The organism is Pseudoalteromonas sp. DY56-GL22 (genome assembly GCF_041414715.1).
In the GTDB taxonomy this organism is placed as follows: Bacteria; Pseudomonadota; Gammaproteobacteria; order Enterobacterales; family Alteromonadaceae; genus Pseudoalteromonas; species Pseudoalteromonas simplex.
The window spans coordinates 368,051-391,383 of sequence record NZ_JANHZR010000002.1 but is presented as its reverse complement, the minus strand read 5'-3'; the positions used below and the strand labels follow the sequence as shown (position 1 = coordinate 391,383).

The 23,333-nt window shown below is 41.0% G+C and carries 20 protein-coding genes; 7 read left to right on the top strand and 13 right to left on the bottom strand.

Annotated elements, in window-relative coordinates; genetic code table 11:
* Positions 1-36 precede the first annotated feature (36 nt).
* From NO991_RS05675 to gyrA, 11 genes are all read right to left on the bottom strand, one after another.
* On the bottom strand, positions 37-360 hold the full coding sequence (locus NO991_RS05675; protein ID WP_300580868.1) for a hypothetical protein: 324 nt from the start codon (positions 358-360) through the stop codon (positions 37-39).
* 235 nt (positions 361-595) lie between these two features.
* Entirely contained in the window at positions 596-844 is a 249-nt protein-coding gene (locus NO991_RS05670) for a hypothetical protein (protein ID WP_063705472.1), read from the bottom strand.
* Positions 845-1,211: 367 nt separating this feature from the next.
* Positions 1,212-1,916 (bottom strand): orotidine-5'-phosphate decarboxylase, encoded by a 705-nt coding sequence (gene pyrF, locus NO991_RS05665; RefSeq protein ID WP_300580874.1) that lies wholly within the window; start codon positions 1,914-1,916, stop codon positions 1,212-1,214.
* A gap of 32 nt (positions 1,917-1,948) precedes the next feature.
* Positions 1,949-3,085: a lipopolysaccharide assembly protein LapB gene (gene lapB, locus NO991_RS05660; RefSeq protein WP_058585078.1), complete on the bottom strand. Its 1,137-nt coding sequence runs from the start codon at positions 3,083-3,085 to the stop codon at positions 1,949-1,951.
* A gap of 2 nt (positions 3,086-3,087) precedes the next feature.
* Entirely contained in the window at positions 3,088-3,369 is a 282-nt protein-coding gene (locus NO991_RS05655; RefSeq protein WP_054551349.1) for a lipopolysaccharide assembly protein LapA domain-containing protein, read from the bottom strand.
* Between the two features lie 20 nt (positions 3,370-3,389).
* Complete coding sequence (gene ihfB / locus NO991_RS05650; RefSeq protein ID WP_036968575.1) at positions 3,390-3,677, bottom strand: integration host factor subunit beta; 288 nt, start codon at positions 3,675-3,677, stop codon at positions 3,390-3,392.
* A 65-nt stretch (positions 3,678-3,742) separates the two neighbouring features.
* The gene (gene rpsA / locus NO991_RS05645) at positions 3,743-5,410 is read right to left on the bottom strand and encodes a 30S ribosomal protein S1 (protein ID WP_054551350.1); all 1,668 of its coding nucleotides are present in this window, start codon (positions 5,408-5,410) and stop codon (positions 3,743-3,745) included.
* Positions 5,411-5,508: 98 nt separating this feature from the next.
* Entirely contained in the window at positions 5,509-6,216 is a 708-nt protein-coding gene (gene cmk, locus NO991_RS05640; protein ID WP_058585079.1) for a (d)CMP kinase, read from the bottom strand.
* Positions 6,217-6,320: 104 nt separating this feature from the next.
* Complete coding sequence (aroA, locus tag NO991_RS05635) at positions 6,321-7,601, bottom strand: 3-phosphoshikimate 1-carboxyvinyltransferase (RefSeq protein ID WP_300418094.1); 1,281 nt, start codon at positions 7,599-7,601, stop codon at positions 6,321-6,323.
* A gap of 2 nt (positions 7,602-7,603) precedes the next feature.
* Positions 7,604-8,692 (bottom strand): 3-phosphoserine/phosphohydroxythreonine transaminase, encoded by a 1,089-nt coding sequence (serC, locus tag NO991_RS05630; protein WP_300418096.1) that lies wholly within the window; start codon positions 8,690-8,692, stop codon positions 7,604-7,606.
* 69 nt (positions 8,693-8,761) lie between these two features.
* Complete coding sequence (gyrA, locus tag NO991_RS05625; RefSeq protein ID WP_138600685.1) at positions 8,762-11,458, bottom strand: DNA topoisomerase (ATP-hydrolyzing) subunit A; 2,697 nt, start codon at positions 11,456-11,458, stop codon at positions 8,762-8,764.
* Positions 11,459-11,634: 176 nt separating this feature from the next.
* Here gyrA and ubiG point away from each other — a divergent pair, with 176 nt between their 5' ends.
* From ubiG to yfaE, 5 genes are all read left to right on the top strand, one after another.
* Complete coding sequence (ubiG, locus tag NO991_RS05620; RefSeq protein WP_300360524.1) at positions 11,635-12,345, top strand: bifunctional 2-polyprenyl-6-hydroxyphenol methylase/3-demethylubiquinol 3-O-methyltransferase UbiG; 711 nt, start codon at positions 11,635-11,637, stop codon at positions 12,343-12,345.
* Complete coding sequence (locus NO991_RS05615) at positions 12,345-13,019, top strand: HAD family hydrolase (RefSeq protein WP_300360526.1); 675 nt, start codon at positions 12,345-12,347, stop codon at positions 13,017-13,019. The genes ubiG and NO991_RS05615 overlap by 1 nt, the downstream gene beginning before the upstream one ends.
* Positions 13,020-13,411: 392 nt before the next feature.
* Positions 13,412-15,697: a class 1a ribonucleoside-diphosphate reductase subunit alpha gene (nrdA, locus tag NO991_RS05610; protein ID WP_371351754.1), complete on the top strand. Its 2,286-nt coding sequence runs from the start codon at positions 13,412-13,414 to the stop codon at positions 15,695-15,697.
* 70 nt (positions 15,698-15,767) lie between these two features.
* Positions 15,768-16,898 carry a class Ia ribonucleoside-diphosphate reductase subunit beta gene (gene nrdB, locus NO991_RS05605; protein WP_371351753.1) on the top strand — a complete coding sequence of 377 codons (1,131 nt, stop codon included), beginning with the start codon at positions 15,768-15,770 and terminating at the stop codon, positions 16,896-16,898.
* The gene (gene yfaE, locus NO991_RS05600; protein WP_371351752.1) at positions 16,898-17,170 is read left to right on the top strand and encodes a class I ribonucleotide reductase maintenance protein YfaE; all 273 of its coding nucleotides are present in this window, start codon (positions 16,898-16,900) and stop codon (positions 17,168-17,170) included. Before nrdB ends, yfaE begins: the two co-directional genes overlap by 1 nt.
* Here the strand turns inward: yfaE and NO991_RS05595 are convergent.
* Positions 17,167-17,694 (bottom strand): YaeQ family protein, encoded by a 528-nt coding sequence (locus NO991_RS05595; RefSeq protein WP_371351751.1) that lies wholly within the window; start codon positions 17,692-17,694, stop codon positions 17,167-17,169. The genes yfaE and NO991_RS05595 overlap by 4 nt on opposite strands.
* A 166-nt stretch (positions 17,695-17,860) precedes the next feature.
* Between NO991_RS05595 and NO991_RS05590 the strand changes: the two genes are divergently transcribed.
* Entirely contained in the window at positions 17,861-20,269 is a 2,409-nt protein-coding gene (locus NO991_RS05590) for a TonB-dependent receptor (RefSeq protein ID WP_371351917.1), read from the top strand.
* Positions 20,270-20,355: 86 nt separating this feature from the next.
* Here the strand turns inward: NO991_RS05590 and glnS are convergent, their stop codons facing one another.
* Positions 20,356-22,023, bottom strand: coding sequence for a glutamine--tRNA ligase (gene glnS, locus NO991_RS05585; RefSeq protein WP_166340235.1), 1,668 nt, complete (start codon positions 22,021-22,023; stop codon positions 20,356-20,358).
* A gap of 228 nt (positions 22,024-22,251) precedes the next feature.
* Here glnS and NO991_RS05580 point away from each other — a divergent pair, with 228 nt between their 5' ends.
* A complete protein-coding gene (locus NO991_RS05580; RefSeq protein WP_062564460.1) occupies positions 22,252-23,322 on the top strand; it encodes a DUF3083 family protein in 1,071 nt (356 codons plus the stop codon).
* The last annotated feature ends 11 nt before the right edge of the window (positions 23,323-23,333 follow it).

Below are 23,333 nucleotides of genomic sequence, written 5' to 3'. Positions count from 1 at the left end.
CGAGACATAGCATACCGCATTCGTCCTTCTAATATTTTAAATACCTCTAAAGAATACAGATTGTAAGAAGCTTAAAAGATCAGTTTGATTAGAATAGTAGTCAGAAATCTCACCCCAAACTTCGAAGTTACTTAAGTTGAACCCGTCTTCTATATCATTATAATAAAGACATCGCTTACCAATTATTGCGACAACCCAAAAGCCATTGCCCTCCTCACCAAATGGATACTGAGTCCATTTTTCAAGCTCGTTTAGTTTAATTTGGTTCCACAGGTTTCTTTCAACCAAAGACATGTTGAACTCAGCAATTTCTATAATGCCTTCTAAATGAGGTTTTGTGATAGGTTTCCAGTTACTCATAATGCTTCTATTTTTGGCGATTTAATTCATCTATAATAAATCACATAACCTTCTGATATTTAGTATTAATGAACTCAAGAAAGAGACCCTCAATTTGTGTTTGCCGAAAATATTTTAACGGCTAACACATATATCAAAGATAAACAGGTTTTTAAAATAACAAAAGAAAAATTAGCTACTTAAAGCAGCAAAAAAGAATCGTTATGCTTACTTTATCCAAGCATGTTGATATGTGTTAAGTGTCGATTATTACGAAACCTTCAGCCCAATAATCTTTACCAAGTGGGTAACACGATATATAGAAACCACTTTCGTCACAAGCAGCGGGGTTAATATTTGGAAAATCACTAAACCCAGGTTGCTCTTTTAGCCTTCCAACAGCAGCAATGGCCTCTTGCTCAGAAGCATAAATCCCGATTGTCTTTACACATTCATTGTTTTCAGAAATTATGTGCAAATGCTCTAGCAGGTATACTTTATCCATAGACACCTAACATTTAAATAGTGCGCTTGCAGACTTAACGCCAATTATCTGGTTTCTATATTTTTAACAAATTACCTAAATATTTACTACCACGAAGTTTTATAAGACATCAAAGTCAAATTAAAAAGAGTAATCTGATCGCAACGTTAATTGCCATGGATATATGTGAAAAGAACAGTTTAAGTTTAGCAATTTATTAAACATGATATTTAGCCAATCTTAATACCCACTTTTTGCTCGCTAGACTTCTCGGGAATTCAGCTGATTAACTATTGTGAGCTTGCTACAAAAACAAAAAGAGCACTGTATAAAGCGCGATATAAATCACGCATACAATGCTCTTTAGAGACTATTTTAAATAACGAGGTTATTTTAGTGAGTCGTTAATTTCTTTTAGTGTCGCAACTGGGCCTGCCGATTGAGTGATTGGGCGACCTACAACTAAATAGTCGCTGCCATCTTCAACGGCTTGTTTTGGTGTCATGATGCGCTTTTGATCACCTGCATCGCTGCCAGCTGGGCGAATACCCGGAGTAACCAGTTTAAAGTCTGCGCCAAGTTCTGCTTTTAGCTTTTTCGCTTCTTGTGCTGAGCACACTACCCCGTCAAGGCCTGACTCTTTGGCAAGTTTTGCTAGGTAAATCACTTGCTCTTCAGGTGTTTTATCTACACCTAAACGAGTAAGTTCTGCGGCATCCATACTTGTAAGTACAGTTACTGCAATCAGTAATGGAGCATCATCACCAAACTGCTCTAAAGCTTGTTTTGCTTTGGTCATCATTTCAACGCCGCCAGAGGCATGCACGTTAACCATCCATACACCCATTTTTGCAGCTGCTGTTACGGCTTTAGCCACTGTGTTTGGAATATCATGAAATTTTAGGTCTAAGAATACATCAAAACCTAAGTCGATTAGTTCCTTAACAAAGCTAGGACCAAAATACGTGAACATTTCTTTGCCTACTTTAAGGCGACACGTATCAGGCGATAATTGCTTTACAAACGCAAGAGCTGTTTGTTGATCATCATAATCAAGGGCAATTAATACTTTTTTTGAATCTTCGACAGACATAACTTTCCTAAAAACTAATGGACTAATATGAATTAAAAACCGTCTATGCCACGGCTTGGAACAATTGTTTCCCAGTGCTTACAAGATGGACATACCCAATAAATGGTATGACTGGTAAAGCCACAGTGTTGGCACTGAAAATCAGGTTTGGTTGCGATATAAGACGTTACTAGCTTATCAATTTGATCGAGTACATCTTTAATATCGTTGTTTTGTTTAGCTAGTAGCTGTAATAAGAAGCTAAAGCCACGAATAGTCGGATGACGCTTTAAACTATCCGTTAAAAATTTAATTGCTTGCTCTATGTGGCCTTGCTCAAGTAAGGCTTGGCAGTGTTTTATTTTTATTAATACGCCACCTTTATCGAGCAGTTCATTGAGTAATTCGTAAAACTGATGCGTTAAATTAAGCTTTTGATAGCTCAGTGCTAATTCTTCAATAAATACCGGCGCAAAAAACGTGAATTGGCTAATCAACTCACGCCAATAGTAAATTGCTTTTACATAATCTTCTTTGGTGAAAGCACTGTGACCAAGCTCATACAGTGGGCGAATGGCTTTGTGGTTTAAGCTAATGGCTTTACGCATAATTTGCGTATCGTTATCTTGTAAGGCTGCTTCACAGTAAAAATTGGCAATCGCTTTTACATGCTGAGGTTTAGTGAACAACTCACTGTGGGCCTCGTACATGTTAATGCCCTTTTCCCATTCACGGGTTTGTGAATAAAGATTAATAATAGGCTCTAACGCTTCTTTATAGCCTGCCTTAACAAGCCATACTAAATGCTCTTCTGCACCATCTAACAAGCCTGCCATAATGTAATCTTCAGCAAGTTCTAAGCGGCTGGTTGCAGCTTGTTGCTCATCAAGACTTGGATGTTTTAATAGCAGCTCATGAATTTTAATGGCGCGGTCAAGTTCGCCACGGCGGCGGAACATAGTTGCAAGCGTTGAATAGTGTTCAACAGAATCAGCGGCAACTTCGAGTAGATTAATAAGGTGCTCTAAGCCTTGGTCTTCTTCTCTGTCTAAGAGAAATTTAAGGCCTTTAGAATATTCAGAGGTAATTTGGCGATTAAGCTGATGAGCTTGGTTTTTAGCGCTGTTTTTACCCATTATCCAACCGTAACCGGCTGCAACGGGTAAAAGTAAAAACAGAAGCTCAATCATGATTAGGTGTCTTTATTAGCAACAAGCTTTTTATTGTTTTTTTCAGGCGCTAATTTTTTCTTTAAGCGATAATTTTGCCACTTTAACTGAGAAAACAGTGTAAAGCTTATAAAACAACCAATTGCGACACCTAAAATAAAGCAGATACTTATTACTACAGCTAAGGGCAAAGTATTACTGGCAATTAAATAATTGATTTGCACCAATTGTGGATTCTGTGAACCAAGTACAAACGCAATAAATAAACACAGCGCAATTAATACAATTTTTAATACCCTAAACAAGTAACTACTCCTGTATAAAACTAGGCAATACTCGCATTTACGCGGTCACGTAATTCTTTACCTGGTTTAAAATGTGGTACGTGCTTACCGTCTAACTCAACTGTTTCGCCAGTCTTTGGATTACGACCTGTGCGAGGAGAACGATAATGCAATGAGAAACTTCCAAAGCCACGGATCTCGATGCGATCTGAGCTAGATAATGAGCCGGCCATTTGTTCAAGAATTTCTTTAACGGCATTTTCAACATCTTTCACAGGGATGTGTGCGTGTTGCTCGGCAAGTTGTTCTATCAATTCTGACTTAGTCATAGCGTTTCCTTAAAGAGTGGTAAAGGAAGGGCAAAACTGCCCTTCCAATTTTAAAAGACTAGATATTAGTCTTTTTGAGCATTTTTGAATGCTGCAGCCATAGCGTTTTCGAACGCTGGCTCTTCTTTCTTAAGCTTCTCTAGTACTTCTTTCTCTTCTGCTTCGAAAAGAGCTTTAACAGATAAGCTTAAAGTGCGGTTCTTACGATCAACACCAACGTATTTCGCTTCGATTTCGTCGCCTGCAGAAACTACAGTAGTAGCATCTTCAACACGCTCTTGAGCGATATCAGCTACACGGATGTAACCTTCAACGCCTTCGATTAGCTCAACAGTTGCGCCTTTCGCATCAACTTCAGTCACTTTACCTTTAACAATAGCACCTTTTTTGTTTGCGTCCAGGTAGTTATTGAATGGGTCAGCTTCGATTTGTTTAACGCCTAGAGAGATACGCTCACGCTCTGGGTCAACTTGTAATACGATAGCAGTGATTTCGTCGCCTTTCTTGAATTCACGTACAGCTTCTTCGCCTGGCGTGTTCCAAGAAATGTCTGAAAGGTGAACAAGACCGTCAATACCGCCTTCAAGACCGATGAAGATACCGAAGTCAGTGATTGATTTGATCTTACCAGTAACTTGGTCGCCTTTGTTTTGTAGACGAGCAAATTCTTGCCATGGGTTAGCAATACATTGCTTAAGACCAAGAGAAATACGACGACGCTCTTCGTCGATTTCAAGAACCATAACTTCAACAGTGTCACCTAGTGAAACAACTTTTGAAGGGTGGATGTTCTTGTTAGTCCAATCCATTTCAGAAACGTGTACTAGACCTTCTACGCCTTCTTCGATTTCAACGAAACAACCGTAGTCTGTAAGGTTAGTTACACGACCAGAAAGCTTAGAACCTTCTGGGTAACGACCAGCGATAGCTGCCCATGGATCTTCGCCAAGCTGTTTAAGGCCTAGAGATACACGAGTCTTTTCTTTGTCGAATTTAAGAACTTTAACTGCGATTTCGTCGCCAACATTAACGATTTCTGAAGGGTGCTTAACACGCTTCCACGCCATGTCTGTGATGTGTAGTAGACCGTCAACACCACCAAGGTCAACGAACGCACCGTAGTCAGTAAGGTTCTTAACGATACCTTTAACTTCTTGACCTTCAACAAGGTTAGCAAGAAGTTCTTCACGCTCTTGTGAGTTCTCTGATTCGATAACTGCACGGCGAGAAACAACAACGTTGTTACGTTTTTGGTCAAGCTTGATTACTTTGAACTCAAGCTCTTTACCTTCAAGGTGAGTTGTGTCACGTACTGGACGAACATCAACAAGTGAACCAGGTAGGAAGGCACGGATTGAATCAACTTCAACAGTGAAACCGCCTTTAACTTTACCGTTGATAACACCAGTAACAGTCTCTTGCTCTTCACATGCTTTTTCTAAGCGGATCCACGCTTCGTGACGCTTCGCTTTCTCACGAGAAAGGATAGTTTCACCGAAACCGTCTTCGATTGCGTCTAAAGCAACATCTACTTCGTCGCCTACAGCAACTTCTAGTTCACCAGCAGCATTTTTGAATTGCTCAGCAGGGATTGCACTTTCAGATTTAAGACCAGCATCAACAAGTACGATGTTGTTCTCGATTGAGATAACAGTACCTTTAACGATAGAGCCTTGCTCTGCTTCAAAACCCTTAAGGCTTTCTTCAAATAACTGCGCAAAATTTTCTGACATTATACGTCTCTAAATAATTAAATAACCAATTAGCAACCATGCTGCATGGGGTTGTTAAAATAGCACTGGCTTCCTGCCGGCACCTTAATAAATTACTTTTAAGCTTTTGGAAGCTTTCCTGCAAGTACGGCTTCGTCGAGTAAAGTTACAACTTTATCAAACACTTGCATTGCATTAAGCTCGCTAGTATCGAGCTCAATGGCGTCTTCTGCAGGAACAAGCGGCGCAACTTCACGCGTCATATCACGGTGATCGCGAGCTTTTATGTCCTCAAGTAGACCACTTAGTGTAACATCAAGACCGCGTTCGTTCAACTCAGCAAAGCGACGACGAGCGCGCTCTTCAGCTGATGCGGTTAAATAAATCTTCAATGGTGCATCTGGGAACACAACTGTGCCCATGTCACGACCATCGGCAATTAAGCCGCTCTCAGTACGAAACGCACGTTGACGACGTAATAATGCTTCTCTCACCCGTGGTAATGCAGCAATTTTTGATGCCGCAGCACCCACTTCTTCGTTACGAATTGTGGTTGTGACGTCTTCGCCTTCCAAGACAATTTTAGAAGTATGCGTTTGGCTATCGACCAAAAACTGTACATCTAAGTTTGCAGCTAGCGGAACTAGCGCATCTTCATTATCTAGTTCAATTTGATGATGAAGCGCTGCAAGTGACAGCACACGGTAAATCGCTCCACTGTCTAATACATCCCAACCTAATTTCTCGGCTAACAAGCGACAAACAGTTCCTTTACCTGAACCACTTGGGCCATCGATGGTGATTACGGGCATTGATAACGCCTGCATTTATAACCTCCTGCAATGCACACCAAAATAAAACCGCGATATTATACGCCAGTTCTAGAAATAGATCCGCATTTAGAATGTAACTTTTTATATTTTCTTCTGTTTTATTGACTTGAGACAGACTCTAGTACTTTGAAAAACGTTGGAAAAGTTTTGTATGTACACTTAGGATCGTTAATGGTTATCGGCTTTCCGCCAACGGCAACCATTGCAAAACACATGGCAATACGATGATCGTTATAGGTATCAATCGCTACATCGTTAAAAGTGTCTGGTGGTGTAATTTCGATGAAATCTTCACCTTCAACCACTTCTGCACCAACTTTACGAAGCTCAGTCGCCATGGCATATAAACGATCTGTTTCTTTTACACGCCAGTTATAGATATTACGAATTGCTGTTTTACCTTTTGCAAAAAGCGCAACAGTGGCGAGTGTCATTGCCGCATCAGGGATTGCATTGGCATCAATATCGACCGCGTTCAGCTCGCCTTTACGAACCAGCAGCTTTTCATCGTACCAATCGATTTTAGCGCCTACTTGCTCCATCACTTTGGCAAAACCAATATCACCTTGAACAGATGCCGCACCTACCCCGTTAATTTCAATTTCACCACCAGCTATTGCAGCCGCCGCAACAAAATAAGAGGCGCTTGATGCATCACCTTCAACCATAATACGCTCAAGTGCTTGATACTGCTGACAGCCTTTAACGTAAAATGTTTCGTAATTGTCATGGCTTACAGTAACGCCAAAGCGCTTCATTACATCTAGAGTGATATCAATGTAAGGCTTTGATACCAGCGTGCCTTTAATGGTGATTTCTGTATCGCCATTAAATAATGGTGCAGCCATTAGTAACGCTGTTAAAAACTGGCTAGAGATGCTGCCATCAATTGCAACTTTACCACCGTTGATTTTACCGCCTTTTATGGCCAGTGGTGGATAATCTTTATGCTTAAGGTATTCAACATCACCACCGAGTGCTTGCAGTGCATCAACCAAATGACCGATTGGGCGCTCTTCCATACGAGGCTCGCCCACCAGCTGGTACTCGCCTTCTACAGCTGCTAAAACCGCTGTCAGTGGACGATAAGCCGTACCGGCATTACCTAAAAATAAAGGCTCGCTCGGATTTTTAAATTTACCTGCAACACCCTCTACGGTGGCCACTGTTTTATCTTCATTAAGCGATACATTTACACCTAAAAGATTTAATGCGCCTAGCATGTGACGAATATCATCACTATCTAATAGGTTTTCAACAACCGTTGTGCCCTCTGCTAAAGCAGCTAGTAACAAAATACGGTTTGATAAGCTTTTTGAGCCTGGCAGTGTCACACTACCATTTACCTTTGTAATCGGTTCAAGACGAAGCTGTTCCATAATTAGCTGTTCTCCTTGGCGAATTTTTCCATAAAATTAACCAAGGCTTGAACACCTTCAAGTGGCATCGCATTATAAATGCTTGCGCGCATACCACCGACAATACGGTGACCTTCAAGGGCTAATAAGCCTGCTTCTTTTGATTCACTTATGAATTTATCATTCAATGATTCATCATTTAACCAAAACGGAACGTTCATGCGCGAACGGCAATGCTTAGCAACTTTGTTGCTGTAAAAACCTGAGCTATCAATGTAGCTGTAAAGAAGTTCTGCTTTTGCGATGTTTTGTTCTTCCATCGCTTTAACGCCGCCGTTTGCTTCAAGCCATTCAAATACTTCAGCAGCTAAGTACCACGCAAATGTCGGTGGGGTGTTATACATGCTGCCTTGTTTTGCTTCTAATGCGTAATCAAGAATACCTGGCTTGGCAAGACCTTCACGCTCAAGAAGTGTTTTGCGAATAATAACAATCGATAAACCAGACGGGCCGATATTCTTTTGTGCGCCAGCGTAAATAAGATCAAACTGATTTACGTCAAACTCGCGCGATAAAATAGTCGATGACATATCAGCCACAATCGGTGCTGATGGGTGTGATGGTACGTCAAAAATTTCAATGCCATCGACGGTTTCATTCGGACAATAGTGAATGTAAGACGCATCAGCAGGTAATTCCCAGCTGCTTGCTGGTTTTATAGAGAACTGGCCATTTTGCTGCTCATCATCACGTACATTGATGCTTTCAACTGCAGTGAATTTTGCCGCTTCTGAAGTAGCCCCTTTAGACCACACACCGTTTTCACAGTACACGGCTGGCTTATCATCAAGGTGAAGATTCAGTGGCACAGCACTGAATTGACCACGGCCACCGCCGTGCATAAATAACACTTCAAACTCATCGCTAATATTCATTAAACGACGCAGGCTTGCTTCACATTTAGTGGTAAGCGCTAAAAAGTCGCTGCTGCGATGGCTAATTTCCATCACAGAGACACCTAAACCTTGCCAATCTATAAATTCTTTTTGTGCTTTTTGCATAACTGCCGGCGGTAGCATTGCCGGTCCTGCACAAAAATTATACTTAGTCATTACTTTGCCTCATTCCAGTAATTATAGTGCGGATAAAAAAAGCGGCCGAAGCCGCTTTTTAAATCAATGTTATTCTGAAGGTGGGTTATCACCCGTTTCTTCAGTATTGGTATCGACTACTTCAACGGCCTCGCCTTCGATGGCTTCTAGCTCATCAACTTCGATTTCTTCGATACGTTGTAAACCAACTACTTGCTCTTCGTCAATAGTTCGTATCAAAATAACGCCTTGAGTATTACGACCAACCGTAGAAACCTCGTTTACACGGGTACGTACTAAGGTACCGCGATTCGAGATAATCATGATTTCGTCGTTATCGTCAACTTGTACTGCACCAACCACAGCGCCATTACGTTCGCTTACTTTGATTGATACAACACCTTGTGTTGCACGGCTCTTCGATGGGTAGTCTTCAAGTGCTGTACGCTTACCGTAACCGTTTTCTGTCACAGTTAGGATTGCGCCATCTGACTTAGGTACGATTAACGACACAACGCGTTGGTCGTCAGCCATCTTAATACCACGAACACCTGTTGCTGTACGACCCATTGGACGTACACCTTTGAAGCGGATTTCTGGGTTACCGTTTTCGTCTAGAACTGGGTTACCGTTTTCATCAACAACTGCTGACTCTTCTGCTTCTTTAAAGCGAACAACTTTACCAGCATCAGTGAATAGCATGATTTCATTCGTGCCATCAGTGATATCAACACCAATTAGGCTATCGCCTTCATTTAGGTTAACTGCGATGATACCGCTCGCACGTTGACGGCTGTATGCTGTAAGTGGTGTTTTCTTAACTGTACCAAACGCAGTTGCCATGAAGATGTATTTATCTTCTTCGTACTCACGTACTGGTAAGATAGCAGTAATACGCTCATCAGCTTCAAGAGGTAATAAGTTAACAATTGGCTTACCACGCGCTGCACGGCTTGCTAATGGTAACTGATATACTTTCAACCAGTATAAGCGACCTGCTGTTGAGAAACATAAGATTGTATCGTGGGTGTTAGCAACTAATAGACGTTCGATGAAGTCTTCATCTTTCATCTTCGTTGCTGACTTACCTTTACCACCACGACGCTGTGCTTCGTAATCTGATAGTGGTTGATACTTAACGTAACCTTCGTGAGAAAGCGTTACAACAACGTCTTCTTCATTGATTAGGTCTTCAAGGCTAATATCGTGAGCTGCTGCACTGATTTCAGTGCGACGTTCGTCACCATATTGCTCTTTAATTTCTACTAGCTCATCGCGGATAACTTCCATTAGACGCTCTGGGCTTGAAAGAATATGTAAAAGCTCAGCAATTAGATCAAGAAGTGTTTGATACTCGTCTAAGATCTTCTCATGCTCAAGACCTGTCAGTTTATGTAAACGTAAGTCTAGAATTGCTTGTGCTTGTTGCTCAGATAAATAGTACTGACCATCACGGATACCTAAATCAGCCGCTAACCAATCAGGACGTGCAACGTTATCTTCACCTGCTTTTTCAAGCATTGCTTTAACAGTGCCTAGTTCCCAAGAACGTGCTGTTAGTGCCGCTTTTGCTTCTGCTGGTGTTGGTGACTTACGAATAAGTTCGATAATTGGGTCGATATTCGCAAGGGCAATCGCTAAACCTTCAAGCGTGTGAGCACGGTCACGGGCTTTACGTAAATCGAATACTGTACGACGTGTAACAACTTCACGGCGGTGTACGATAAACGCTTCAAGCATTTCTTTAAGGTTGAAACACTTAGGTTGGTTGTTATCAAGTGCAACCATGTTCATACCAAACACAGTTTGTAACTGAGTTTGTGCATATAGGTTGTTTAAGATTACTTCACCAACATCACCACGTTTGATTTCGATAACGATTCGCATACCGTCTTTATCTGATTCATCACGTAGTGCACTAATACCTTCAATCTTCTTATCTTTAACAAGCTCTGCGATCTTTTCGATTAGGCGTGCTTTGTTAACTTGATAAGGGATTTCGTGAACGATGATTGTTTCACGACCGGTTTTTTCGTCAACTTCGATTTCAGCGCGAGCGCGGATATATACTTTACCACGACCGGTTAAGTACGCTTGCTCAATGCCTTTTTTACCATTGATAATCGCCGCAGTCGGGAAATCCGGACCTGGGATATATTCAATAAGGTCAGCAATTGACATATCAGGGTTTTGAATAAGCGCTAAACAACCATTGATAACTTCTGTTAAGTTATGAGGTGGAATGTTCGTCGCCATACCAACCGCGATACCCGAAGAACCATTTACTAATAAGTTAGGTACTTTTGTAGGTAATACATCAGGAATTTGCTCAGTACCATCATAGTTCGGTACGTAATCAACCGTTTCTTTTTCTAAATCAGCTAATAATTCATGTGACATTTTCGCCATACGGACTTCCGTATAACGCATTGCTGCCGCAGAGTCACCGTCAACAGAACCAAAGTTACCTTGGCCGTCAACAAGCATGTAGCGTAATGAGAAAGGCTGCGCCATACGAACGATGGTGTCATATACCGCGCTGTCGCCATGTGGGTGGTACTTACCGATTACATCACCAACAACACGTGCTGATTTCTTGTAAGGTTTATTCCAATCATTATTGAGTTCGTTCATTGCGAATAAAACGCGGCGGTGAACTGGCTTTAAGCCGTCACGTACGTCTGGCAATGCACGTCCTACGATTACACTCATCGCGTAATCAAGGTAGGAATTTTTTAATTCATCTTCAATATTGACTGGCAGAATTTCATTGGCGAGATCAGTCATTTGATTTCACATTCCTTCAGTATTGACTCATTAAGAGGCAAACCGCCGTCTTAAGAGCTTTAGTTATTATTTCCAGACCATGCTATCACAATTTATTTAGATTTACAGGCGCTAAATCTTTGCGATTTATTAATTTCCCCCTATATAATGGCCTCAGATTAACGAGGAAGTTTTTTATGACCGAGCATCAAAATGTAGATAATGCAGAAATTGCAAAGTTTGAAGCCATCGCAGAACGTTGGTGGGACCGCGACGGAGAGTTCAAACCCCTTCATGAAATAAATCCTCTACGTTTGGATTTTGTCGCTGATAAAGTAGGCGGCTTATTTGATAAGGAAACCTTAGATGTTGGCTGTGGTGGCGGCATCTTAAGTGAAAGTATGGCGCGTATGGGCGCTAAAGTAACCGGTATCGATATGGGCCAAGAGCCACTTACCGTTGCTAAGTTACATAGTTTAGAAACAGGCGTACCTGTTGATTATATAAAAGTACCTGCAGAGCAATTCGCTGCTGAGCACCCTGCTCGCTTTGATGTAGTGACTTGTATGGAAATGCTTGAGCATGTTCCAGACCCTGCTTCTATTATTCGTGCTGTAGCAGACCTTGCTAAACCGGGCGCTGATGTGTTCTTTTCAACATTAAATAAAACACCAAAAGCCTACTTGTTTGCTATTGTCGGTGCTGAAAAGCTTTTAAAGATGGTGCCTGAAGGTACGCATGACCATAAAAAGTTTATCAAACCTGCGCAGCTTATTGCATGGGCAGAAGAAGCAGGATTAAAAGTACGCGCCAGTACCGGCCTTCACTATAACCCGTTTTCTAAGCAGTACAGCTTAAATGATGATGTAAGTGTTAATTACATCCTGCACTTTGAGAAACTAGTCTAATGAGTGGTGTGCAAGCACCCTCTATCGATTTTGATGCGTTTATCTTTGATTTAGATGGCACACTACTCGATACCGCGGATGACTTAGGTGGTGCATTAAACCGCGTGTTAGCAGACGCCAATGTGGCGCCTGTTGCTGAGCATGTTTATCGCCCTGCTGCGTCTAACGGTGCAAATGCATTATTAGAAGTAGGGTTTGGGGATAATTGGCCCGAACTTGAACAACTCGCCTTGCGCCAAAAGCTTCTTGACTATTACGCCGAGGATATTGCTGTGCACAGTAAATGCTTCAACGGCATCGAACAGCTTTTAATTGCACTTGAGCAAAACAATATTAAGTGGGGCATTATGACTAATAAGCCCGGCTTTTTAACTGAGCCCTTAGTGCAGGCTATTCCCTCCTTGCGTGATGCAAAAGCAGTTGTGAGTGGCGATACATTAGCTGTGTCAAAACCATCACCGGATCCACTATTACACACTGCTGAGATCTTAGATGTTGATCCGAGCCGTTGTTTATACATCGGTGATGCTGAACGTGATATTCAAGCTGCAAAAGCGGCCAATATGTACAGCGCAACAGCGTTATGGGGTTATATACCCAGTATAGACGCTGCACTTGGCTGGCAAGCGGATTTCAATTGGCAAACGCCGATTGATGGTTTAAACCATATATAGTGTTATTTGATAATTGAAACACCATATATTGTGATTTGATTTACTTTTGAGCATTCATTGATGATAAAAAAATCAGTCAAAATTTATTTTTCAAAACGGTAAATTTTCTGGATCTTTTGTTGATTTCTACAAATTTCGTCGTCTATGAATGTTCAAAGGTTAATGGTTACTAACACAATGCGCTTATCCAATAGTTATCCACAAATTGGGGCAATTCTATCCCTTGCAAAACAACTCAGACCACACTATCTTGTGATCTGCAATTTAAACAACACCAGATATTGTGGCTAAATGTTATTCAATTAGTTTATCTTGGTGTTGAATAATAATAATTACATTAAAGAATACCTTTGTCTTACAACTAAAATTTCCCAAGGAATACAGGCAAAACTATGAACCAACAGCTATCTGTAAGCAAACGTGACGGCCGTAAAGAGTCACTTGATCTAGATAAGATCCATCGCGTGATCGCTTGGGCCGCAGAAGGTCTAGAGAATGTGTCTGTCTCACAAGTTGAATTAAAATCACACATTCAATTTTATGACGGCATTCGTACCGATGACATTCATGAAACAATCATCAAAGCTGCAGCTGATCAGATCTCTAAAGATACGCCTGATTACCAATACCTCGCTGCTCGCTTAGCTGTATTCCATTTACGTAAAAAAGCATATGGTCAATTTGAGCCGCCGCGCTTATACGATCACATCACCAAATTAGTTGAAGACAAGCGTTATGATCAACACCTACTTGTTGATTATACCGAACAAGAAATTGATGACTTAGATGCTTACATCGATCACAACCGTGACTTAAACTTCAGCTACGCTGCTGTAAAGCAACTTGAAGGTAAGTATTTAGTTCAAAACCGTGTTACTGGTGAAATCTACGAAAGTGCACAGTTTTTATATATCTTAGTGGCTGCAAGCTTATTCTCTGATTATCCAAAAGAGACACGCCTTGATTACATCAAGCGTTTTTATGATGCAGTATCTACATTCAAAATTTCATTACCGACACCTATCATGGCAGGTGTACGTACCCCTACACGTCAGTTCAGCTCATGTGTACTTATTGAATGTGGTGATAGCCTAGATTCTATTAATGCAACATCGTCTGCGATAGTTAAATATGTTTCGCAACGTGCAGGTATTGGTATTAATGCCGGTCGCATCCGTGCCCTTGGTAGCCCTATTCGTAACGGCGAAGCGTACCACACAGGTTGTATTCCGTTTTATAAGCACTTCCAAACAGCGGTTAAGAGCTGTTCACAAGGTGGTGTTCGTGGCGGCGCAGCAACGCTGTTCTACCCACTTTGGCACTTAGAAGTTGAAAACCTACTTGTTCTTAAGAACAACCGTGGTGTTGATGATAACCGTGTACGTCACCTTGACTACGGTGTGCAGTTCAACAAATTAATGTATAGCCGTTTAATCAAAGACGATTACATCACATTATTTAGCCCATCAGATGTACCGGGTCTATACGATGCGTTCTTTGAAGATCAAGCGAAGTTTGATGAGCTATACATCAAATACGAGCAAGACGAGTCAATTCGTAAAAAACGTATTAAGGCGATTGAGTTATTCTCAATGTTTGCACAAGAGCGTGCCAGCACAGGTCGTATCTACTTACAAAACGTTGACCACTGTAATACGCACAGCCCATTCATCTCGACTGTGGCACCAATTCGTCAATCTAACTTATGTTTAGAAATTGCATTACCAACTAAGCCACTTAGCAATGTAATGGATGAAGAAGGTGAAATTGCACTTTGTACGCTGTCGGCGTTTAACTTAGGTGCAATTGAGTCACTTGACGAATTAGAAGAACTTGCTGAACTTGCAGTACGTGCCCTTGATAACTTACTTGATTTCCAAGACTACCCTGTTCCTGCGGCTAAAAACGCGACTATGGGTCGTCGTACGCTAGGTATTGGTGTTATTAACTACGCATACTACTTAGCGAAAAATGGTAAGCGTTACTCAGATGGCAGCGCAAATGCCCTAACTCACAAAACATTTGAAGCAATTCAGTATTACCTAATGAAAGCATCAAATGAGTTAGCGAAAGAACGTGGTGCGTGTCCTAAATTTAACGAGACAACGTATTCTCAAGGCATTATGCCAACAGATACTTACAAACGTGACCTAGATCAGTTCTGTGATGAGCCTCTTCACTTAGATTGGGATTCATTACGCGAAAGCATTAAAGAGCACGGTATGCGTAACTCAACGCTATCTGCCCTTATGCCTTCAGAGACATCATCGCAAATCTCTAACGCGACAAATGGTATCGAGCCACCACGTGGTCATATCAGCGTTAAAGCAAGTAAAGATGGTATCTTAAAGCAAGTAGTGCCAGATTATGAAAATCTGAAAGATAACTACGAGCTACTGTGGGATATTCCTTCAAACGATGGGTACCTACAACTTGTTGGTATTATGCAAAAGTTCGTTGACCAAACGATCTCTGCAAACACTAACTATGATCCATCTAAGTACGAAGGCGGTAAAGTACCTATGAAGGTGCTATTAAAAGACCTACTGACTGCGTATAAACTTGGTGTTAAAACCCTGTACTATCACAACACACGTGATGGTGCATCAGACTCTCAAGATGAGTTAACACCAGAGGTAGAAGATGACGGTTGTGCAGGCGGCGCTTGTAAAATCTAATTAAATTAATAACATAACAAAAGCGGGCTCATTAGCCCGCTTTGTCCTGACTGTTTTTTGAGAAATCACTATGTCATATACAACTTTTAGCCGAAATCATAATAACCAATTACAAGAACCGATGTTTTTCGGCCAAACGGTAAACGTGTCACGTTACGACCAACAAAAGTACCCTATCTTCGAAAAGCTAATTGAAAAGCAACTTTCGTTCTTTTGGCGTCCTGAAGAAGTTGATGTAAGTAAAGACCGTCTTGACTTCCAAGCGTTACCAGAGCACGAAAAGCACATCTTTTTAAGCAACTTAAAATATCAAACGCTACTTGATAGTGTGCAAGGTCGTTCACCTAACGTTGCGTTACTACCTATTGTGTCTATTCCTGAGCTAGAAACTTGGATTGAAACATGGGCGTTTAGTGAAACCATTCACAGCCGTTCATACACACACATTATCCGTAACGTTACGCAATCTCCTGAACTTATCTTTGACGATATCGTAAGCAACGAGAAAATCAGTGAGCGTGCTGATGCGGTAACTAAGTATTACGATGATTTAATAAACATGATTTCTGTTTACAACCTATATGGTGAAGGTAAACATGTGATCAATGGTGAAGAAGTTAAAGTCAGCTTATTTGACCTTAAAAAGCAACTTTACCTAGCAATGATGTCGGTTAACATCCTAGAAGCGATTCGTTTCTATGTAAGCTTTGCTTGTTCATTTGCTTTCGCTGAGCGTGAATTAATGGAAGGTAATGCAAAAATCATCAAGCTAATCGCCCGTGATGAAGCGTTACACCTATCTGGTACACAGCACATCTTGAACATTATGCAAGAAGGTAAAGACGACCCAGAAATGGCAATCGTTGCAGCACAATGTCGTGAAGAAGCGATCCAGATGTTTAAAGAGGCCGCTGAACAAGAAAAAGATTGGGCAGAATACCTGTTCAAAGATGGTTCTATGATTGGCCTTAACAAAGATATCTTATGCCAATACGTTGAATACATCACTAATGCACGTATGACTGCGGTAGGCCTACCTGCACAGTTCGAAAGTAAGAGTAACCCTATTCCGTGGATCAACTCTTGGTTAGTATCAGACAATGTTCAAGTTGCTCCACAAGAAGCTGAAATCAGCTCTTACCTTGTTGGTCAAATTGACTCTCAAGTTGATGCATCTGACTTTGGTGACTTCGACCTGTAATGAGCTCAAACAACACTGCAGAGGTTATCCTTGCAGGAACAGACAGCCAGAATCTTGAATTTGATTCTGGCTGTTCATCTCTCCTTGAATGCCTAGAACTAAATAAAATAGATGTCCCCTACCAATGCCGTGAAGGTTATTGTGGCGCATGCCGTGCAAAATTAGTCGAAGGTGATGTGAGCTACAATCAAGAACCGCTTGCGTTCGTTCGAACAGGCGAAGTATTGCTGTGTTGTAGTAAACCCAATGGGAAAGTAAAAATTGAACTTTAATGCCAAATAAGCTCACTGGTTTGGTAGAAATTTTCTTTATCTGACACACTCACCATTTGCTGATCAATCGTAACATCCCACTGTAAGTTTTTAGTTAGATGACCCGCTAATTCCTCAATGAAATTGTTATCAAACGCAATTAAATGACCATTATTGATAAGTTCTAACTGGTGTTCATTTTCTTTAAGCCAGTCGTTGTTTAAGGTTGTCACAACCCATAGTTCATCAACCCGCTTCGCGATTTTGTTGAGCTGCACAATATCTGGTTGGTCAACAGCAAGCCATGTTTGATAATGGTCATCAAGTGCTTTTATTGACACATCTGGTTCAGCATGACTGAACCTTGCATTCAATATGGCTGTTTCGTTGTGTGAAAATAAGCAATAACTTAAAAGCTTAAGTACAAAGTGTTGATAGCTTTCACGACGGTCACATGCAGTAGTAAACACCTCTTTATGATTACGATGCTCTCTTAAATCAGCAATTGTAAAATTTGCTTTGAATACCCTATTTTTATCAGACATAAGATTTGGCCATCTCAGTGTAACAGTCTAAGTATAGTGTATGGTGTTAAAATCGCGACTTAGGGTTAAGGTATAGGTAAAGTTATAGTATAACGTTATTGCAGTTAAAAAATTGCGGTGTTATATTATAACGCAACACTCAACAACAAACTTAGAAGTAGTAATGATGAAACAAGTTTCAATTCTTTCTAGTGCTGTTGCCGCTGCGCTGTTTTCTCAATCAACAATGGCTGCTGTGATCACAGGTCAAGTATTAGATAAAAACCAACAACCTATCAGCAATGCTGAAATACATGTACACGGCAAATCACAAAGCGTTGTGACTGACAAACAAGGTCAGTTTAAAATTGATGTAGACAATAAAGGTCAGCTTCACATCAGTAAGAACAATTTCATCGATAAGCGTGTTGCTATTAATGGCGAAGACCAAAATGTTGTGGTTACGCTTACACCAACATCAGTTGAAACTGTTGTTGTTTATGCATCAGCACTTCATAAAAATAGTCTTGAAATGATTTCGCCTGTGAATGTTTTAGCCGGTGATGAGTTAAAAGACAAAGCAAAACCGACATTAGGTGAAACACTAAAAGCTTTACCGGGCGTTAATGCTAGCTACTTTGGCCCAGTTTCATCAAGCCCTATTATTCGTGGTTTAGATGGCCCGCGTGTGAAGATCACCCAAAATGGCCTTGATAGCAGTGATGCATCACGTATTGGCCCTGACCACGCAACATCAAATGACAGTTTAGCAGCAGAGCAAATCGAAGTACTTCGCGGCCCAGCTACCCTACTTTATGGTTCTGGCGCTATCGGTGGTGTGGTGAACGTTGTTGATAACCGTATTCCTACCGATAACATCGAGTCTTTAACCGGTGCTGCTCAATACACTCACGATACAGTATCAAATACCAACACCTATGCTGCAAAACTTGAAACCGGTAATGATGGTTTCAACTTCCATTTCGATGGAACAAAGCGCAAAGGTCACGATTACGACACGCCAAACTTTGAGCTTCCTGAGGAACATGAAGAGCACGAGGAGCATGAAGGTGAAGAGCATGAAGAACACGAAACTGCTAATAGCGTAGAAAACACCTTTATCGGTAGCCAAACAGTTAACTTTGGTACTAGTTACGTGGGCGATCACCTAACGCTAGGTGTGTCATACGGCCGCATCGAAACAGATTACGGTATTCCTGCTCATGAGCATCATCATCATGAAGAAGAAGAGGAAGATCATGATGAACATGAAGGTGAAGAGCATGAAGAATCAGTATTTGCACAGTTAGAGCAAGACCGCTGGCAAGGTTACATGAGCTATGCACTTCATGATAACTGGATTGAAAATATCTCACTACGTGTTGGCTACACAGACTACAAACACGCTGAAATTGAAGATGGTGCAGTGGGCACCGTGTTTACAAACAAAACAACCGAAGCACGTGCAACCGTTGAGCACAAGTTAGGCCTTTGGCACGGTATGGCTGGTTATCACTACACTGAGTCTGACTATGATGCAGATGGTGAAGAAGCCTTTACACCGGCAAGCGTAACTAAAACAAACGCGTTATTCGTTCTTGAAGAGCGCCAGTTTGGTGATGTGACCGTTGAGCTAGGTGCACGCCTTGAAGATTATCAAATCGACTCTGCTGTAAGCATGGCTGAGCATCATCACGATCATGAAGAGGAAGAAGAGCACCATGACGAAGAAGAAGCTGAAATCATTAACTATAGTGAAGATTTCACAAACCTGAGCTTATCTGCAGGTGCAATTTGGCAATACCAAGAAGGTCAAAGTGTTGCTTTAAGTGTATCTCGTTCAGAACGTGCGCCACTGAGTGCTGAATTACTATCAAACGGCATTCATATCGCAACAGGTACTTACGAGCTAGGTCTTGGTTATCATATTGAAGATGGCGAAATTCATTTTGAGCCAGAAGATATCGAGCAAGAAACTGCAACGAACTTTGACTTAAGTTTCCGCCGTTTTATTGGTGACTTTGGTTACACAGTTAACTTCTTCTATAACGACATTGAAAACTACTACTACCAGCAAAATACCGGTTTAGTTTTTGATGAAGAGCATGGCTTAGAATCAGCAGCTGATGCAGATGAAGATGCAATGGCGGTTTACCAATTCACAAGTAAAGATGCGAAATTATACGGTATTGAATTTGACGTACACTATCAAGTGACGCCAAGTGCGCTAGTGAAAGTGTTTGGTGATTCAACAACGGCTAAGCTAAAAGATGATAAGGGTTATTTACCGCGTATTCCGGCTAATAAACTGGGGTCTGAATTACAGTACACAGTGTCTGATTGGAAGTTTAGCCTAACCGGTACTCATTATTTTGAGCAATCTGATATTACTGCTTACGAGACAAAAACTGACGGTTATACCCTATTTGATGCATCAGCTAACTACCAACTTGACTTAGGTCCTGTTGATACACAGCTTTACATTAATGTTGACAACTTAACCGATGAACTTGGTTTCGTACACAGCTCATTCATTAAAGAAAAAGCACCACTACCTGGTCGTAACTTCAGCTTGGGTATTCGCGGTTATTTCTAATCGCTTTTAATAGTTATAAAAAAACCCTTTCACTTTTAAAGTGAAAGGGTTTTTTATTAAGCATAGAAACTTAACAAAGTTAGCTATTAGCCCTTTTGTTCAATCTTCGCCCATGAATCACGAAGACCAACAGTTTGATTGAATACTAATGTTTCTGCTTTGCTATCACGACAGAAGTAACCTGTACGCTCAAACTGGAAGCCCTGCTCTGCTTGTGCATTTGCAAGTGACGGCTCAACTTTCGCATTTTCAAGAACCACAAGTGATTCAGGGTTTAGTGTTGCGTTAAAGTCTTCTGCTGCCGCTGGGTTTGGCACGTTAAATAAACGGTCGTATAAACGAACTTCAGCTGTGATAGATTCACTCGCTGATACCCAGTGAATTACACCTTTAACCTTACGGCCATCACTTGGGTTTTTACCCAAAGTTTCAGGATCGTAAGAGCAGAAGATAGTTGTAATTTCGCCGTTTTCGTCTTTTTCAACGCGCTCAGCTTTAATTACATAAGCACCACGTAAACGTACTTCTTTATCAAGAACTAAACGCTTAAACTTATTGTTTGCTTCTTCACGGAAGTCTTCACGCTCGATATAAAGTTCACGAGTGAAGGGTACGTCACGGCGACCCATCTCTTCTTTATTCGGGTGATTAGCAACAGACAAGGTTTCTACTTTATCTGCGTCATAGTTTTCGATAACAATCTTCACAGGGTCAAGAACAGCCATTGCACGAGGTGCATGCTCATTTAGGTCTTCACGGATACAAGCTTCTAGCATACCCATTTCAACCATGTTCTCTTGTTTAGTGATACCGATACGAGAACAGAACTCACGTACAGATGCAGGTGTATAACCACGACGACGTAAACCCGCAATTGTTGGCATACGTGGGTCGTCCCAGCCTTCAACATGACCATTTACTACTAAGTCGTTTAATTTACGCTTAGACATAATGGTGTACTCAAGATTTAATCGTGAGAACTCGATTTGTTGCGGATGACACTCAAGGCTGATGTTATCTAATACCCAATCATATAAGCGACGGTTATCTTGGAACTCAAGCGTACATAATGAATGTGTAATACCTTCTAGCGCATCTGAAATACAGTGCGTGAAATCGTACATTGGGTAAATGCACCACTTGTCGCCTGTTTGGTGGTGATGAGCAAAACGTACACGGTATAAAATTGGATCACGCAATACCATGAATGAGCTTGCCATATCGATTTTAGCACGCAGTACACATTCACCTTCTTTGAATTCGCCATTACGCATTTTTTCGAATAACGCTAGGTTTTCTTCAACTGGTGTATCACGGTATGGGCTGTTTTTACCTGGCTCTTTTAAAGTACCACGGTATTCACGGGCTTGATCTGGCGATAAGAAACACACATACGCTAGGCCTTTTTCGATAAGCTCAACAGCATAGCCGTATAACGCATCGAAATAGTTAGATGAATATTTAATTTCACCATCCCACTGGAAACCTAACCACTGCACATCTTCTTTAATCGAATTTACGTAGTTGATGTCTTCTTTTTCTGGATTCGTATCATCAAAACGTAAGTTACAAAGACCTTGATAATCTTGGGCGATACCAAAATTTAAACAAATAGACTTTGCATGACCAATGTGTAAAAAACCGTTTGGTTCAGGTGGAAAACGCGTGTGTGTAGTCGCATGCTTACCGCTTGCTAGATCTTCGTCGATACGCGTTCTAATAAAGTTACTTGGGCGATTCTCAATTTCCGCCATAGGAGCATAATCCTCTGAATATTGCATGGTGACAAAACTAATGCATTATTACAAAAACAAACCCTAACATACAGTGGTTGCATCATGTTTATTGAAGATATTACGTCAATTGTTGAATACATAGTTCACTGACTCGACAAAATCGGTAAAAAAATTGTTCTAACGCAATAAAATGATCATTGACTAGCGATATAGTGCCGTCAGTTTCACTACCAATAAGGAAAAAAGATGGCTTCGCTCAATCAACATCGAGTCTATATTCCAAGCTCAGCACGTGCAAACCAGTATGTGTTAGTTGAATTTAAACCTACTGATGAGTTTTTTGCCCAGTTCACCAATGTGAGCTGTGCTTATAAGCGTCTTGCAAGGGAGTTATTTGCACTATGTGATGAGTATGAATTACATAATGTACACCTAATCGCCAACGATAAACTGCCTGTGGTTCGTTACCATGATGAGGCATATAGCTTAGAGACCGCTAAGCAGATTTTGTTTTTCTATAACCCACAATATCATGAAGCACATAATGTATTTGCTGATGGTGAGCAAAAATGCAAAAAAATTCGTTTATTATTCTTAGCAACCGGTGAAGATATTCGCGCTCATGCGGCTAGTTTTCATCATAATGTGCAAAGAGTGATCAATTCACTACAAGAAAAATTACTGAGCGGCCAACCACCTCTGAAAATTCGTGACCACCAACATCTAACTTATGATTTATTTGCTAAAGCAAAAGGTCACAAAGAGAGCTATGGCTATAAATTACGTAGCTTATATCCACGATATCAGTCTCGCCAATGTCATTTACCAAATGAACACAGTGAGATGACATACGCTGGGTTTTCGATTCCAGTAACTCGCGCTATTAAAACGCAATTTCAGCATATGTTGAATGAAGAGAATTACACGCAGTTTTATCAATACATCTTTGATGCATTCAAACGAGCATGTGATAAACGCGGATTAACACTCGGTGCTTTCATCGCTAACGGTACCCGCCCTATTGTTCGTAATAGCAATATTGATAACGCACAAAGTAACAGCGAACTGCAAAAACTAACCTTTGATTGCAGCTCTGAGCAGGTGCAATTACAACAGTATTGGGATGCAAATCAACTTGTAGATTCACTACATTTTGTGATTGCCGCAGCTGATAAAGACAAGCATGACATTGGTTATGGTAAGTTTATGAATCAAGTGCAAAGTGCGATAAATGAAGTTACTGACGAGCTGGCATTTAATCCAACTCGGCAAGATTTACGCGTGCGTTTTTATCAGCACATTAACTATCAATATTAAGAGTATAAGAG